The 15,135-nt window shown below is 73.4% G+C and carries 6 protein-coding genes, 2 tRNA genes and 3 pseudogenes; 5 read left to right on the forward strand and 6 right to left on the reverse strand.

The genetic code is table 11. The annotated features are described in order from the left end of the window. Positions 1 to 75 precede the first annotated feature (75 nt). Positions 76 to 402, reverse strand: a pseudogene (locus AB8Z75_RS20550) (winged helix-turn-helix domain-containing protein); the annotation flags it as partial. 400 nt (positions 403 to 802) lie between these two features. Between AB8Z75_RS20550 and AB8Z75_RS20555 the strand changes: the two are divergent. Further along, the gene (locus AB8Z75_RS20555; RefSeq protein WP_369204082.1) at positions 803 to 1,318 is read left to right on the forward strand and encodes a hypothetical protein; all 516 of its coding nucleotides are present in this window, start codon (positions 803 to 805) and stop codon (positions 1,316 to 1,318) included. 190 nt (positions 1,319 to 1,508) lie between these two features. Continuing rightward, on the forward strand, positions 1,509 to 4,556 hold the full coding sequence (locus AB8Z75_RS20560; protein ID WP_369204084.1) for a tetratricopeptide repeat protein: 3,048 nt from the start codon (positions 1,509 to 1,511) through the stop codon (positions 4,554 to 4,556). 85 nt (positions 4,557 to 4,641) lie between these two features. Here AB8Z75_RS20560 and AB8Z75_RS20565 read toward each other — a convergent pair. Both AB8Z75_RS20565 and AB8Z75_RS20570 read right to left on the reverse strand, forming a co-directional pair. Next, a tRNA-Arg gene (locus tag AB8Z75_RS20565) sits at positions 4,642 to 4,714 on the reverse strand. A 264-nt stretch (positions 4,715 to 4,978) separates the two neighbouring features. Next, positions 4,979 to 5,068, reverse strand: a tRNA-Ser gene (locus AB8Z75_RS20570). 378 nt (positions 5,069 to 5,446) lie between these two features. Between AB8Z75_RS20570 and AB8Z75_RS20575 the strand changes: the two genes are divergently transcribed. The 3 genes and pseudogenes from AB8Z75_RS20575 to AB8Z75_RS20585 form a co-directional block, all read left to right on the forward strand. Further along, positions 5,447 to 5,926: an SSI family serine proteinase inhibitor gene (locus tag AB8Z75_RS20575; RefSeq protein ID WP_369204086.1), complete on the forward strand. Its 480-nt coding sequence runs from the start codon at positions 5,447 to 5,449 to the stop codon at positions 5,924 to 5,926. Positions 5,927 to 6,193: 267 nt separating this feature from the next. Beyond that, positions 6,194 to 9,670, forward strand: coding sequence for a PAS domain-containing protein (locus AB8Z75_RS20580; RefSeq protein WP_369204088.1), 3,477 nt, complete (start codon positions 6,194 to 6,196; stop codon positions 9,668 to 9,670). 760 nt (positions 9,671 to 10,430) lie between these two features. Further along, a pseudogene (locus tag AB8Z75_RS20585) lies at positions 10,431 to 11,369 on the forward strand (diguanylate cyclase); the annotation flags it as partial. A gap of 53 nt (positions 11,370 to 11,422) precedes the next feature. On the opposite strand, the gene AB8Z75_RS20590 reads toward AB8Z75_RS20585, so the two are convergent. From AB8Z75_RS20590 to AB8Z75_RS20600, 3 genes and pseudogenes are all read right to left on the reverse strand, one after another. Beyond that, complete coding sequence (locus AB8Z75_RS20590; protein ID WP_369204090.1) at positions 11,423 to 13,078, reverse strand: long-chain fatty acid--CoA ligase; 1,656 nt, start codon at positions 13,076 to 13,078, stop codon at positions 11,423 to 11,425. Between the two features lie 329 nt (positions 13,079 to 13,407). After that, positions 13,408 to 13,908, reverse strand: a pseudogene (locus AB8Z75_RS20595) (SigE family RNA polymerase sigma factor); the annotation flags it as partial. 236 nt (positions 13,909 to 14,144) lie between these two features. Continuing rightward, a partial coding sequence (locus tag AB8Z75_RS20600) for a DUF1906 domain-containing protein (protein WP_369204092.1) occupies positions 14,145 to 15,135 on the reverse strand: 991 nt, incomplete at its 5' end.

A 15,135-nucleotide genomic window follows, 5' to 3' on the forward strand; every position in this document is an offset into this window, starting at 1 on the left:
GGCGCCAGGGGGCCGGCGGAGGTGCGCGCCGTGGGGCTCACCGTGCGCGGTGAGTTACTCGACGGTCTGGGCCGGCTACTCCACAGGTTGCGCGGGCCGCTCGGCGGGCTTGAGGACGTACCCCGCGCCGCGCCGGGTGTGGATCATCCGCTCCCGCCCCGCATCCACCTTCCGCCGCAGGTAGGAGATGTAGAGCTCGACGAGGTTCGCTCGGTCACCTGGCACGCCGAATCCGTCGTTCCACACCCTGTCGAGGATCTGCGCCTTGCTCAGCACCCGACGCGGGTTGCGCATCAAGAAGCGCAGCAACTGGAACTCGGTCGCGGTCAGCCGGATCGCGTCACCACCGCGCCAGACCTCCCGCGTCTCCTCGTCCAACGCCAGATCCCCGACGACGAGCAACCGGCCGCTCGCACGCGCGTGTTCACGCCCCTCGTGCGCCGTGCGCGCCGCGCGGGCGTCACCCGCCCCGCCGACCAGGGGCGCCCCGAGCGTCGGGCCCGCCCTGAGCGCCGCGTCCGTCCCGTACCCGCTTCGCTGTACGCGCGGCGCCGCGGCCGCGCTGCTTCCGCTCCGGCTCATCCCACCACCATCGGGCAACAGCGTGAGAGGACTCTTGGCGGAATCTGTGAATCCGCTGAGAACGGGGTGCAGCACCTTGGGCGCGCACACCGACCCGGGCGCCCGGTACCGACCCGGCTGCCCGGTACCGACCCGAGTGCCCGGTACGGCGCCGTACCGGGCCCGGTGGCCGGGAGGTACGGGCGGGACGCCGGAACACGGGTCGGCCTAGGGTCTTCGTGTGACAGCAGTCGTAGCAGCGATGATCACGGCCGTGGTCGGCGTCCTGGGCACCCTGTTCGCGCCCGTACTCACCCAGCGCATCTCCGCACGGCAGCGCGCGGAGGAACGGGTCGAGACCGAACGGCTCCGCCGCTTCGAGGAGCGCCGCACCGCCTATACGTCGATGAACCGCGCCTCCCGCCAGTTCAGCACCCTCCTCAAGGACGCGCTGCACCGCCTGCGCGACGGCGTCTACACCGATCACGAGCGCACAGCCCTGGAAGAGGCCCGCCTCGAGTACCGGGACCGCTACGCGGAAGCCCAGATGATCGTCCCCGAGCGCGTACTGGAGGCGTCCCGCGCCGCCAACCGCGTTCTGGCCGAGGCAGACGGAGCGGTCAAACGCATCGACAGGGGCCGCCCCCTCGAAGGCGAGGACCCCGACACGGTCCGCCACACCCTCACCGCCGAGGGCGATCCCGCGCTGGCCGCCATGCGCCACCTCATGCGCGAGGACCTGGGCGTGACGGACTGAACCCCGACCGCGCGCACCGCCGCACGAGGCGCAGCGCGGTACCAACAGCGGGCGGCGTAGGGGAACATGGTCGGGGACGTGGTCGCGACGCGCGGCCGAGGAACGCGGCCGGGGAACGCGGCCGGGGAACGCGGTCGAGGGACGTGGTCGGGGAACGTGGTCGGCTGATCCGGGTGGAGAGGAGAGCCGCGTGGCAGGGCGGGGGCCGTCGCGCCAGGAGCTGATCCGGCAACAGCGCCGGAGCGGCTTCGTGGGGCGGCAGGGGGAACAGGACGCCTTCAAGGAGGCACTGCGGCAGCGGCCTGAGGAGGCCGCCCAGTTCCTGTTCCACATTCACGGCCCGGCAGGAGTCGGGAAGAGCACACTGGCCCGGCAGCTGGAGAGCGCGGCCCAAGAGGCGGGGTCCGTCACGGCCTATGTGGACGAGACCGTCGCCGACGTGGTCGAAGTGCTGGAGACGCTCAGCCGGCAGCTCGCCCAGCAGGGTGCTCCCCTGAAGGCGCTCGACAAGGCCTTGTCCACCTACCGCCAGCGGCGCCACGAAGCGGATGCCGGCGGCGCGGTGGCCGACCCGGGAACGGCGGCTTCCGACGAGGAGACCGGTGGGGAGGGCAGGCCCTCGCCCTCCAGCGCCGTCGCCTCGCGGCTGGGCCTGACCGGGCTGGGGATGATCCCCGGTGTCGGCCCCTTCACCGCGGCCCTGGACCCGAACCAGGTGGCCCTCGGCGCCGACCGCGTCAAGGCCGCTCTCAGCGCGCGGCTGCGCAGCCATGAGGACGTCCACCTCGTGCTGTCCCCGTTGCAGGCGCTCACTCCGGTCTTTCTCCGGGAGCTGGGCGAGGTGGCGCGGGACCGCCCGTGGGTGGTGCTGTTCTTCGACACCTACGAGCGGACGGGTCCCCTGCTGGACACCTGGATCCGGGACCTCCTGGTCAGTGACCGCTACGGCGACATGCCGGCGAACGTTCTGGTGGTGCTGTCGGGGCAGTCGCAGCTGGACGGCCACTGCTGGGGCGACTGGCTGGACCTCGTCACCGACCTGCCGCTGCGGACCTTCACCGAAGACGAGGCCCGCAGGCTCCTCACCAACAAAGGGGTGACCGACGCGGGGGTCGTCGAAACGATCCTGCGACTGTCCGACCGGCTGCCCGTGCTCGTCTCCACCCTCGCGGAGGGACGCCCGGCCAGCGTGGCGGAAGTGGAGGATCCGAGCGGGACGGCCGTCGAACGCTTCCTGAAATGGGCGCCTGACGCCGCTCACCGGGCCGCCGCGCTGGCGTGCGCACTGCCCCGGGAACTGGACGAGGACATCTACCGCACCCTCGTGACCGACGAGCACGGCAGGGAGCTGTTCAGCTGGCTCCGCTCGATGCCCTTCGTCACCGACCGCGCCGGCCGGTGCCGCTACCACGAACTCGTGCGCACGGCGATGCTGCGTCTGCAGCGGCAGCGGTCACCCGAACGCTGGCACGACCAACACGCGCGCCTCGCCGACGCCTTCCGGGACAGGCGCGCCCGCATCGAGGAGGGCGCCGTACGGGCGGCGTCCCCCTGGCAGAACGAGCGCTGGCGCGGCGCCCGACTGCACGAGACGTACCACCGGCTGTGCGCGGACCCCCACGCGGCTCTGCCCACCGCCCTGCGCGACCTGCTCGACGCGTACGCCCACAGCCTCACGTCCCTGCGCCGCTGGGCGGACATCGTCGCGGAGGCGGGCAGGGACAGTGACGCGGCTGCGGTGCGCGACTGGGGCAGGCAGTTGCAGGACGTCCTCGGTGAGCCGGAACACCCGGGCCTCGCCGCCCTGGCCCTGATCCTCTCCCGCGGCGAACTCGACACCCCCGGCCAGGCCCTCGCCTACGCGCTGCGGGGCCGCCAGCACCGCAGGGCAGGCCTGTACCGGAAGGCGCTGGCCGACTACACAAGAGCCATCGAACTGAACGTCGAAGGCGACAGGGCCTTCTACGGGCGGGGGCTCACCTACCGCCTGATGGGCCGCTACGAGGACGCTCTGCCGGATCTGTCCGCCGCTGTCGACACCGATCCCACCGACCCCCTCAACCACGCCGAGCGGGGCCTGACGTTCGAGTTCCTCCGCCGCTACGACGAGGCACTGGCCGACTACGACCGCGCCATCGAACTCGACCCCGCCTTCTCCTGGGCGTTGGCCAACCGCGGCGACGCCTACCGGACGCTCGGCCGCTACGACGAGGCACTGGCCGACCTCGACCGCGCCATCGAACTCGACCCCGACTACACCTGGGCCCTCGTCCGTCGCGGGCGCACCCACCAGGCGGCGAAGCGGTACGACGAGGCCTTCGCCGACTTCGGCCGCGCCATCGACAACGCCCCGCACCAGCACTGGGCGTTGGTCCACCGCGGCCGACTGCACCGCGACCTGACGCACTGGGACGAGGCCTTCGCCGACTTCGACCGCGCCCTCCTGCTGCAGCCCGACAACGCCTGGACCCTGGCCCAACGCGGCTCGGCCCACGCCTTCACGCACAGGTACGACCAAGCGTTGGCCGACTGCGACCGGGCCCTCGAACTCGACCCCGACTACGCCTGGGCCCTCCGGCTCCGCAGCCAGCTCCACAGCGACCTCGACCACTGGGACCAGGCCCTCGCCGACGCCGAACGCGCCGTGACGATCGCACCGGACAACATGTGGAACCTGCACCAACGCGCGAGCCTCCGCCGGCTGACCGGCCGGCACGAAAAGGCCCTGGCCGACCTCGACCGCGCAGTCGAGGCCGACCCGACGAACGCTTACCACCGCGTGCACCGGGGGGTCACCCACCGCCTGCTCGGTGCCCACGACGCGGCCCTGACCGACCTCACCCGTGCACTCGAACTGGAACCCGACGACGGCTGGGCACACTACGAGCTCGCCGTCGTCCACCACGCGCGGGGAAACCCCGAGCGGGACGCACAGGCGGCACGCGCGATCGCACTCCTCACCCCCGAGTCCCGCGACACCACCTCGTGGGACGTCGTCCCCACCCGCGGGAACCTCGTCCTGGTGCACTGCCTGACAGCCGACTGGCACGAGGCGGACGCCTGGCTGACCGACTTCCTGGCCGTCGGCCCGCCGCCGGGACGCAAGAGGGAACTCCTGCTCGCGATCAACAGTCTGGCTCAGGTGGCCCCCGCCACCGCGGAACACCTCTCACGACTCGGCCGACGCCTGGAGCACGCCTTCACGGCCCCCGCCCGGGCCACCACACCACAGCCATGACCGCACCCACGGAGGCGACCGCTCCCCAGCGGCCCGCACACGACAAAGCCCCCTCCTGACACTCAGGAGGGGGCTTGCCCCACTGCGCGCTCGGCAGGATTCGAACCTGCAACCTTCTGATCCGTAGTCAGATGCTCTATCCGTTAAGCTACGAGCGCTTGCTGTCCGGCTGTTTTCTTGCCGGTCGGCGTTGCGGGAACAACATTACATGACCTGCGGCCGGAGGCGAAATCCGTTTGCGGGTGCTGCTCTGACCTGCGGAAACGGCAGAATCGGCGAAGACGGCGGAAATCGGCGGAGACGGCGGAACCGGGCGGGAAACGGTGCGGTGGCGCGGCACGTACGACGGCACGCACGGCGGCGCACACGACGAAAGCCCCGGCCTGGGGCCGGGGCTTCGGTGATCACGCAAGGATCAGAAGCGGAGGCTCCGGGATTTGAACCCGGGATGGGGGATCACCCCAAACCGCATTAGCAGTGCGGCGCCATAGACCAGACTAGGCGAAGCCTCCAACACACTCGACGCGCCTGAAGAGGCGAACGAGGTGTGTGCTGATGATGGCACAGCCTCGGGGGCTGTCTCCAATCGCCCCTACCGTACTCGGTCGGCGGACCCCTGGGCAAAGCATGAGGCCGAACTCCGGGATCGGCGGTCTCCAGGACCGGAGCCGTACGGCATGCGAGCCCGTACGGCGCGCGGTCGGGACCTGGTGGCGGTGTCGGGCCGCGTCCGTACGGCGCGCGCCCGGACGGGTTCCGGGGCGCAACGGGGCAGCCGGGGCGGCGTTAACCCACAGGGGGCGTACTCGCGGCGCCCCCTTCTCTCTCACCCCAAAGGACTGCGCACCCCGTCAACAGTGGGGGCGCGCCTCACTCGCTGGAGTCGCCCCATGCCGCGCCGTATCTCCCTCACGCCGGCCGCCCCGATGTCCACCGCAGCGGCCCTCCTCTTCCTCGCGGGCACCCTCGCCGGCGCCCCGGTGGTGGCCCCCGAGGCGTCCGCCGCCGAGGCGTCCGCCGCCGAGGCGTCCGCCGCCGCCCGGTCCGTCGACGAGCTCACCTTCACCGTGTCGGACAGCGGCACGTCGCACGACGGGTCGTACACCCTGCGGTGCCACCCGGCAGGCGGGGAGCATCCTTCGCCGCGGCAGGCCTGTGCCGCACTCGATCGGGCGACCTCGGGAGGCAGGAACCCGTTCGCGCCGGTGTCCGCGGACGCCACCTGCACGCTGATCTACGGCGGCCCGGCGACCGCCAGGGTGACGGGAACCTGGCACGGCCGCGACGTCAACGCCAGGTTCAAGCGGGCCAACGGCTGCGAGGTCGACCGGTGGAACAGCCTGGTACCCGCGCTCCCGCGGACCGCCTGAGACCTTCCCTCCGGAGCGGCTCGCCGGCTCGCCGTTTCGGCGGCTTCGGTCGGGCCGGGAGCGGGGCCGCCGCGTCCGGTCCTTGTGCGGGACACGGGTGGGTCCCGTGCATCCGCCGCCGCGCTCACTACCGCGGCCCGTAGACTCCCCCCTAGTGACACGCCCGGGGCGAACGGCAGACTGGCAGCCGTGACCTGACCGGACCAACAGGGAAGAAACGGGCGGAAGGTCACGAGCACGTGAGGTCAGCAGGAGGGAATTGTCGCCGTGAGCAGCAGGCCATCCCGAGGCGCTGCTCGCCTCGCCGCCATACTCGACGCCCTGCCCGACGCGCTGCTCCTGGTGAACTGCAACGGCACGGTGGTGAACGCCAACGCCATCGCGCTGGAGGCCTTCGAGACGCCGGGTACGGCGCTCGTGGGGCGCGGACTGCTCGACCTGTTGCCCGAGTTCGACTCGAAGCGCATTCCAGGCTCGATGCGCCGCCCCGACGAGGCCGAACAGGCGCAAGGCCGCCAGAAGCCGACCCGGATGGTCGCGCGGCGCACGGACGGCACCGAGTTTCCGGTGGAGGTGACCAGCGCGAACCTCGAGGACGGACGGACGCCCTACGCCTCCGCGATCGACGCGGCGTTCGCCGACCATCCGAGAGGCGCCGGGTACACCGGCGACGAGCTGCTGATGCTCGTCGTACGGGATCTGACAGGAACGCTCGACACCGAGGCGGAACTGGCACGCCAGCAGCGGCAGACCGAGATGATCCTGCGTGCCGCCTCCGAGGGTGTCGTGGGCGTGGACACCGCGGGGCGCGTGGTCCTCGTCAACCCAGCTGCCGCGCACATGCTGGGTTACCGCGCCAGCGATCTGGGCGGCCAGGAGCTGCACCCGTTGGTGCACCACTCCCGTCCGGACGGGGCGCCGCTGCCGTTCGAGGAGACCCCGCTGGCCGACACGCTGCGCTCGGGCCGCAAGCACCGGGTGCGGGCGGGGCAGGTGCTGTGGGCCAAGGACGGCCGCGCGGTGGCGGTCGACATGACGACGGCCCCGGTACGCGACGGTGACCAGTTGGTCGGTGCGGTGTTGACGTTCGCGGATCGTCGCCCGTACGACGCGGTCACCGCGCGCCAGAAGCAGTTGCGCGCCGTCCTGGAGGAATCGCTGCGCGGGCCGCTGGAGCAGTTGCGCCAGGAGCTGGCGTCCCTGACGTCCGATCCGGCGGCGCAGCTGTGGCCCGAGGCGAATCAGATCCTCCACCACCTTTCCGCGGGCTACGCCCGCATGACGACGCTCGTCGACAACGTCCTGGGCTACCAGCGGTTGGACGCAGGTCAGGAGCGGCTGAGGACCGAGCCGGTTCCCATGGACGCGGTCGTTTCCGCGGGCGTCGAGGGCGCCATCGAGCTGATCGGGCCCGGACGCGCCCAGTTCGCCGTGCACGCGCCGCCGATCGAGGCCGAGGTCGATCCGGAGCGCCTCGCTGTCGCGTTGGCGCACCTGGTCGCGGACGTGGCGGGGGTGGACGCGACGGGTCGTACGCAGTCCGCGCCGCCGCCCGGTGCCGATCCGACGATCGTGGTCGCGGCGGCCCAGCGCGGCGAGGTCGTCCGCATCGAGGTGCGCGGCCCGTACGGTGGCGGGAGCCCGGTGCACGAGCCGCTGGTGCGCGGCATCGTCACGCAGCACGGCGGCGTGCTGCAGACGCACGAGGTTCCCGGCTCGTCGGGCGGCAGCGCGTACGTGCTGGAGGTCCCGGTCAAGGCGGTCGGCGATACGGCCCGCCCCTCCGGCACCCGCGCCCGCCGCGGCGGTGCGAACGGAACGGACGGTACGGGGAGTACCGCGGGCAGGAGCGCGGGCGGAGCCACCGGCCTGGGCGGCTCGGACAGTACGGGCGGGGCCGGTGGGGCGGTCGGTTCCGGGGCCGGGGTCGGTCCTGGCGCCGGGGTTCGGAGTGGTGACGACTCGACCGGTGGTGGCGGCAGCGGGGCGCGCGGCCGGGGCGGCAGTCACGCCAGAGGGGACCGCCGCGTCCAAGGGCAGGCCCCCGGCGGCGGTGAAGGCGGTTTCGGGGTGCCCAGGGTCGTGCAGGGCAGCGAGCACGGCGAAACGACGGTCATGCCCATGCCATCCGCTCCGGCGCGTGGCACCGAGGGACCCGTTCAGAGCGTCCCGGAGCACCCGCACCAGCAGGAACAGCCGGGACAGCCGCGCCGGCAGGAACAGCAGGGGCAGCCAGAACGCCCGCAGCAGCCCGAGCAACTTGGACAACCGGGGCAACCGGGGCAGCCGGAGCAGTCGCCGCACGGTCCGAACCCGGGCGAAGGCGCTGCTCCCGAGGCCGCGAGGGGAGCCCACGCGGAGCGGAACCAGCAGGGTGGCCCCGTTCCGGCAGCCGCCTTGGAGCCGGTACGCGACCGCCGGCCGGGCGCGCGCACGCACGGCCACGTTCCCGACCCCCGGCAGAGCCTCGAACTGGGGCCCGGCCCGTCCACGCCGCCCGGCGAGCGGTCCGCGCACGACCGCGTCGGCGAGACGGCCCAGCCCGAGTTGAGCCCCGCCCGAGTACCGGGGCGGGATCCGCACCCCGGCCCGTCGGGAGGCCCCGCCCCGGGGCCCGACGCCGGGCGACCGGCTGCTGAGGGAGACGGGGCTGCTGTCGCGACTCCGCTCGGCGCGCCGGCCGATCCGCGCTCGGGACCAGGACCCGCCACGCCGCCCGGCTGGGGCCACGGCGCAGGCGCCGGTGCCTCGCCCGACCCGAGTGCGCCGGCCGAACCGAACACGTCGGCTGCCCCGCCCGCGTCGGCCGACACGGGCGCCGCGGGCGACCCGCGGGCCGTTTCCGTGGCCGCCCGTGGGGCGCGCATTCCCGCGCAGGAAGGTCCTTTCGAGGGACCGTTCGACGGCCCGTACGGTGACGACGCCCCCAGCATGCCCCGGCCCACGGGACGGCGGCGCGGCCGGCCGAGTCCGGACGAACAACCGCACGACCAGACAGCCGTCGGCGCCGAGGACGAGGCCCGCGACGCCGCCGGCCCTCTCGCGCTGCCGCCCGTACCGGCCCAGAGCAGGGGGCGGCGCGCCCGGCGCGCACTGGCCGAGCCCGCTGAGGGGGCAGTCGCCCCGTCCTCCACCGGCACGGACGCGGTCCCGTCCCCGGGGCCGCCCCCGCCGCCCACCGCGGGCGTTCCAGAGGAGCTCACCGGCGAAGAGGCGGGCGAGGGTTCCGAGGGAAGGGAACTGTCGCCTGCCGGTGGCGGGCGCAGGGCGCGGCGCATCGCCGCGGCTCGCGCGCGGGCGCAGGCGGAGGCGGAAGCGCAGCAGGGGCCCAGGCACGGCCCCGCCGGAGGTCGCCGGACCGGGCGCCGCCGCAGCGGACGCAGCCGGGCCGGACGCCGCCGGGCTGGAGGCCACCGCACCGGACGCCGGTGTCGGAGCCGACACCGGTGCCGGTGCCGGTGCGGGCATGGGCGCTGGTCCAGGCATGAGTGCCGGTCCAGGCATGAGTGCCGGTCCAGGCGCGGGGATCGGTCCAGGCATGGGTGCCGGTCCAGGCACGGGTACCGGTGCGGGCACGGGTACCGGTGCGGGCACGGGTACCGGTGCGGGCACGGGTACCGGTGCGGGCACGGGTACCGGTGGTCAGCAGGTGGCGGAGGAGTCGTCGGGGGCCGCTGCGAGCCGGGCCGGGGACGACGCGGACGCGGACGGCGGCCCGGAGGCGGGCCGGTCTCGGCGCGCTGAGCACTCGGTGGTCGCCGCCAGCCCGATCCTGGGTGGCGGCCCGCTTCCCCAGCAGCCTCAGCGCCCCCAAGAGACCCAAGAGCCTCAGGGACCGCAGGGATCGCAGGGATCGCGGCCCGGTGGATACGGGGAAACGGAACACGGACCGCGTGTGCGGACGCTGGGGCAGGGTGTGCCGTTCACCGAGCGCATGGCGGAGCAGGCGGCACAGCAGTGGCCGGGCACGCAGGCCTCGGCACCGTCGGCTTCCTCGGCCATACCGTCCACCCCTTCCACTCCCGCGCCGCCGCCCGGCTCCGGTCGTCGCCGGAAACTGGCGACCCCGCAGGAGCGCTCGCACGGCGGTCCCGCCCAGCCGGGACCGGCGTCCTCCGACGCGGGGCAGCCGCAGCCCGCTGCCCACCCCGCGCCGTCCGAGGCCTGGCCGGCGGGGCCAGGAGTCGCGGTTCCGGAACAAGGCACCCCCTGGACGGCCGCTCCGGGCGGGCCGCTCCCCGCGGAGACCGGGCAGCCCGTCAGCGGAGGCCCCGGTGAGGCCCCGTCCTGGGGCATCTCCGTCCCCGGCCCGGCACGGGATGGCGCGCAACCGGGCGCGCCGACCGCTCCGGCCACCGGAGCGCAGCCGCAGGGCGCAGGACCGCAACCGCCGCAGGGCCCGGGGCCGCAACCGAATCCGCAGGACACGGGGTTGCCGCCGCACGTCACGGGGCCGGGCAAGGTCGCGGACTCCGCGCGCACCCCGGCACCGCCTCAGGGAGGAGCCGCGGCGCAGCACCAGCCGCTGCCGCAGCCTCGGCAGCAGCCGCAGCCGTCCCTTCCGGGGCCTCTGCCGGGCCCGTACGAGCAGCCGCACCGTCAGCAGGTGGGTGAGGAGGTGGCGGAGGGTCCGGAGCCGTTGGACGGTCCTGACAGTCCCGTCGCCATGACGGACGGCCGTGGTCCCGGCGGTGCGCCGCAGGCCATGGACGACGAGTTGCCGCCCGAGCCGTTGGACAATCCGCGGCGGCTGCTGGTCTGGCCGGAGCCGGACGTCTCCACGCAGCAGGCGCTGTCCGACCGTGGCTACCGTCCCGTTCTCGTGCGCTCGCGCGAGGAGGTGGACGCGCAGATAGCGGCCTATCCGGCGGCGCTGTTCGTCGATCCGCTGACGGGGCCGATCACCAGGACGGCGTTGCAGTCACTCCGTACGGCGGCGGTGGCGGCCGAGGTTCCGGTGCTGGTGACGGCCGGGTTGGGGCAGGCCACACGGGAGGCGGCCTTCGGTGCCGATCCGGCGGTGCTGCTCAAGGCGCTCTCCCCGCGTGACAGCGAGCAGCATCCGCCCCGGGTGCTGCTGGTCGAGGAGCGGCAGGCCATCGCGTCGGCGTTCGCGGCGACGCTGGAGCGGCGCGGGATGCGGGTCGCGCACGCCCCGACGGACTCGGAGGCGGTGAACATCGCGGCGCAGGTGCGCCCGAACCTCGTGGTGATGGATTTGATGCAGGTGCGGCGGCGCCGTGCGGGCATCATCGACTGGCTGCGGGTGAACGGGATGCTGAACCGCACTCCGTTCGTCGTCTACACCTCGGCCGACCTGGATCCGAGCGAGCTGCCGGGGCTGGCCTCCGGCGAGACCGTGCTGTTCTTGGCGGAGCGTTCGACCAACGCGGAGGTGCAGGCGCGGATCGTCGATCTGCTGACGAAGATCGGCGCGAACTGAGCGGACGCCCTCCGGGTGTGCGGGGCCGGCCGCGCACACCCGGAGGGCTGGGCTCAGAGAGTGGTCACGTCCAGCTGTCCGGCCGCGTACTGTCCGCGCAGCACCTTCTTGTCGAACTTGCCGACGCTCGTCTTCGGCACGGACGTGAGGGTGACCCAGCGTTCGGGGAGCTGCCAGCGGGCGACCGTCTCGCCGAGGAAGGCGCGCAGCGCGTCGTACGGGACGGGTTCCGCCCCCTCCTTGAAGACGACCGCCGCGAGGGGGCGTTCGCCCCACTTCTCGTCGGCGACGGCCACCACGGCGGCCTCGAGAAGGGCCTCGTGCGCCATCAGCGCGTTCTCCAGGTCGACGGAGGAGATCCACTCACCGCCGGACTTGATGACGTCCTTGGCGCGGTCGGTGAGTGTCAGGTAGCCGTCCGGGCTGATGACGCCGACGTCGCCGGTGCGCAGCCAGCCGTCGGGGCTGAACTTCTCCTCCGGGCGCAGCGGCGGCTCGTCGACGCCCCCGAAGTAGGCGGCGGCGATCCACGGGCCGCGCACCTCCAGTTCGCCGGGCGACGTGCCGTCCCAGGGCGCGAACCCGCCGCCGGGGGCGGCCAGCCGGGCCTCCACGCCCGCGGGGAACCGTCCCTGGGTGACCCGGTAAGGCCACTCGTCCTCCGGGCTGAGGCCGCCCGGCGGGTGGGCCAGGCTGCCGAGCGGTGACGTCTCGGTCATGCCCCAGGCGTGGCAGACCCGTACGCCGTGCAGCTCCTCGAACGCCCGCATCATGCTGGGCGGACAGGCGGAGCCGCCGATGGTGACCGTCTTGAGGCTGGAGATGTCGCGGGGCGTGGCGGCCAGCTCACCGAGCAGGCCCTGCCAGATGACGGGCACCGCGGCGGCGTGCGTGGGCCGCTCGGCCGCGATCATCTCGGCGATCGGGCCGGGCTGCAGGAACCGGTCGGGCAGCAGCAGGCCGACCCCGGTCATGAAGACGGCGTGCGGCAGGCCCCAGGCGTTCACGTGAAACATGGGCACCACCGGCAGCGTGGTGTCCGCGGTGGTCAGGCCCATGGATTCGGCCATGTTGACCTGCATGGAGTGCAGGTAGACCGAACGGTGCGAGTAGACGACGCCCTTCGGGTCGCCGGTCGTCCCCGACGTGTAGCACATGGCAGCCGCCGTGCGCTCGTCGATGTCGGGCCAGTCGTAGCTGGTGGGGCGCCCGGCCAGCAGCTGCTCGTAGTCGTGTACGCGGGGCGCGCAGCCCTCCAGCAGGGACGTGTCGCCCGGCCCGACGACGACCAGGTGTTCCACCGTCTCCAGCTGGGGGAGCAGGGGTGCGAGCAGGGGCAGCAGGGTGCCGTTGACCAGCAGGACGCGGTCGGCCGCGTGGTTGGCGATGAAGACAAGCTGCTCGGGGGGCAGGCGCAGGTTGAGGGTGTGCAGCACCGCCGCCATGGAGGGGATGGCGAAGTAGGCCTCCACGTGGGCGCTGTTGTTCCACATGAGCGTCGCGACCCGGTCCTCGGGACGGACCCCCAGCTCGTCCCGCAGGGCGTGCGCGAGCTGCGCGGCGCGTGCGCCCGTCGCGCGGAACGTCGTGCGGTGCGGTTCCGCGTCACCGGTCCAGGTGGTGATCCGCGCGTCACCGTGGACGGTCGTTCCGTGGCGGAGGATGCGCGAGATGGTCAGCGGTACGTCGTCCTGCATCGTGCTCAGCACCGGGGCCTCCCGAGGTACGGCGGTTACGCGGAGCGAGCGCATGCCGCGCACGACGGGCCGACGGCGCTTACGTGCGAGTAATGCGCTGGTTCCGCGGAAGCCTGCCACCGACCGCGCGGTATGTCACGGGGTCGCGCTGCTCAGGCTGCCAGGGGTGCCCCTCCGAGCGCGCCGTCCGCCAGCAGATGCGACGCGTCGGCGTGCGACGCACCGGCGTGCGGCGCACCAGCATGCGGCGCACCGGCGTGCGGCACCTCCGCCTCGCGCGCCCCCGCGGGCTTCCCGCGCGCCGGGCGCTCCGGGTGGCTCTCTGCCCGGATGTCCGCGGCGAGCTGCGGGTCCTCCCGCAGCTTGGCCAGGGCACGGGAGACGGCGCTCTTGACCGTGCCGACGGAGACACCGAGCACCTCGGCCGTCTGGATCTCGCTCAGATCCTCGTAGTAGCGCAGCACCACCATGGCGCGCTGCCGGGCGGGCAGCTTGAGCACGGCCCGCCACATCGCGTCCCGTACGGCCTGCTGTTCGGCCGGGTCGGGCTGGGGCAGCGGGTCGGGCTCGGGCAGCTCGTCGCAGGAGAACTCGTCCACCTTGCGCCTGCGCCACTGGGAGGTGCGCGTGTTGACCAGCGCCCTGCGGACGTAGCCGTCCAGCGCGCGGTGGTCGGCTATCCGGTCCCAGGCCAGGTAGGTCTTGGCGAGCGCCGTCTGGAGCAGGTCCTCGGCGTCGCTGGGGTTGGCCGTCAGGGACCGGGCGGTGCGCAGCAGCACCGGGCCGCGGGCCCGCACGTACGAGGTGAAGGTGAGTGGTGATCCCCCGGAGCCTGGCGGCATCGCAGGGGACCCCGCGTGCGTCGTGGAGGTGGTCCGGGGAGTCCGAACTGTCCCAGGCGTGGTCATGGCATCCACGCTAGGAGCAGCCCGCCCTCCCCGGATCGCCCCAAGGTCCCGAAGCCGCGTCCGCCTCAGGGTGTAGGGGTGGTGGTACCTACACCTCCTGAAGGTGGAGAGCGTCCGCCGACGGGATCAGGGGCGCGTCGGGGACGCCCCCCGCGCCCGGGTGCCGCCCCTCATCCGACGACGGCGACGGGCGCGTCCACCAGGTTGTGGTCGACGGTCACCGTGTGCCCTCCGTACGTGCGTTTCACGTTGCCCGTGTGCTGGTGGATGCGGCGGTGCGGCTGCCACGCCTTCGGGTTCAGATTGCGCTCCTTGTCGACCGAGGCCGGCACGTGCCACCGCGCGAACCACACGGCCGTGGGCAGCCCGCGCGCCCCCGCTGCGCGGGCCTTCTCCAGGTGCGCGATGCCGTAGTTGGCGCTGCTGTAGAAGCCGGCGACGTACCCCTGGGCGCGTACCGCGCTGTTCCAGCCCTGGATGAACCGCAAGGTGGTGTCGGCGCAGCTCTTCTTCTTGTAGCGGTAGGCCTCCATGTCGAGGTAGAGGGCGCTGTTCTTGGCCATGCCGAGCTGCTGCGCCGAGCGCACCGCGTCCTGCCCCTCCTGCCGGCCCAGCCCGTAGGGGTCCTTGGTGTCCATGCGGAACTTCTGCTTGTTCTTGGCGATCACACAGGGCGCCTGGGAGCCGACGTAGATGGGCAGCAGTTTCCAGCCCTGCCGGTTGACCTCGGCGACCCAGTCGGCGCTCAGGTGCTTCTGTTTCGGGCAGGCACGGCCGCGCCCGCCGATGTAGACGCCGACGGCCCCGAACGGGGAGGGGCCCTTCCACGCGCGCATGGTGGCGGCGGACGGTGCCTGGCAGGTGTCGAAGGCGTCCCCCTGGAAGATCTGCGCACCGAAGTCGCGCGGGTCGCCCGTCACCAGCGACGGCTGGTCGGCCGGTACACCGGGTGCGCCCGGTGCGTTCGGGTCGGCGGGCGCGTCGGGAGCGGCGGGGTCGGACAGCGCCGTTCCGGGGTCGGAGGGGTCTGCGGTCCTCGGATCGTTCGGGTCCGCGGGGGGCACGGTGTTCTCCTCCGTACGGGGCGGCGCGGGCGTCCCCGTACCGGGCGGCGCGGGCACCTCGGAGCCGGGGGGCGCTCCGCCGGGCGCGGGAGACGGG

The organism is Streptomyces sp. PU-14G (assembly GCF_041028275.1).
Classification (GTDB): Bacteria; Actinomycetota; Actinomycetes; order Streptomycetales; family Streptomycetaceae; genus Streptomyces.

Bases quoted from the DNA above. Each gene is read 5' to 3' on its own strand.
- AB8Z75_RS20575 (WP_369204086.1), top strand. From the start codon at position 5,447: ATGCCGCGCCGTATCTCCCTCACGCCGGCCGCCCCGATGTCCACCGCA.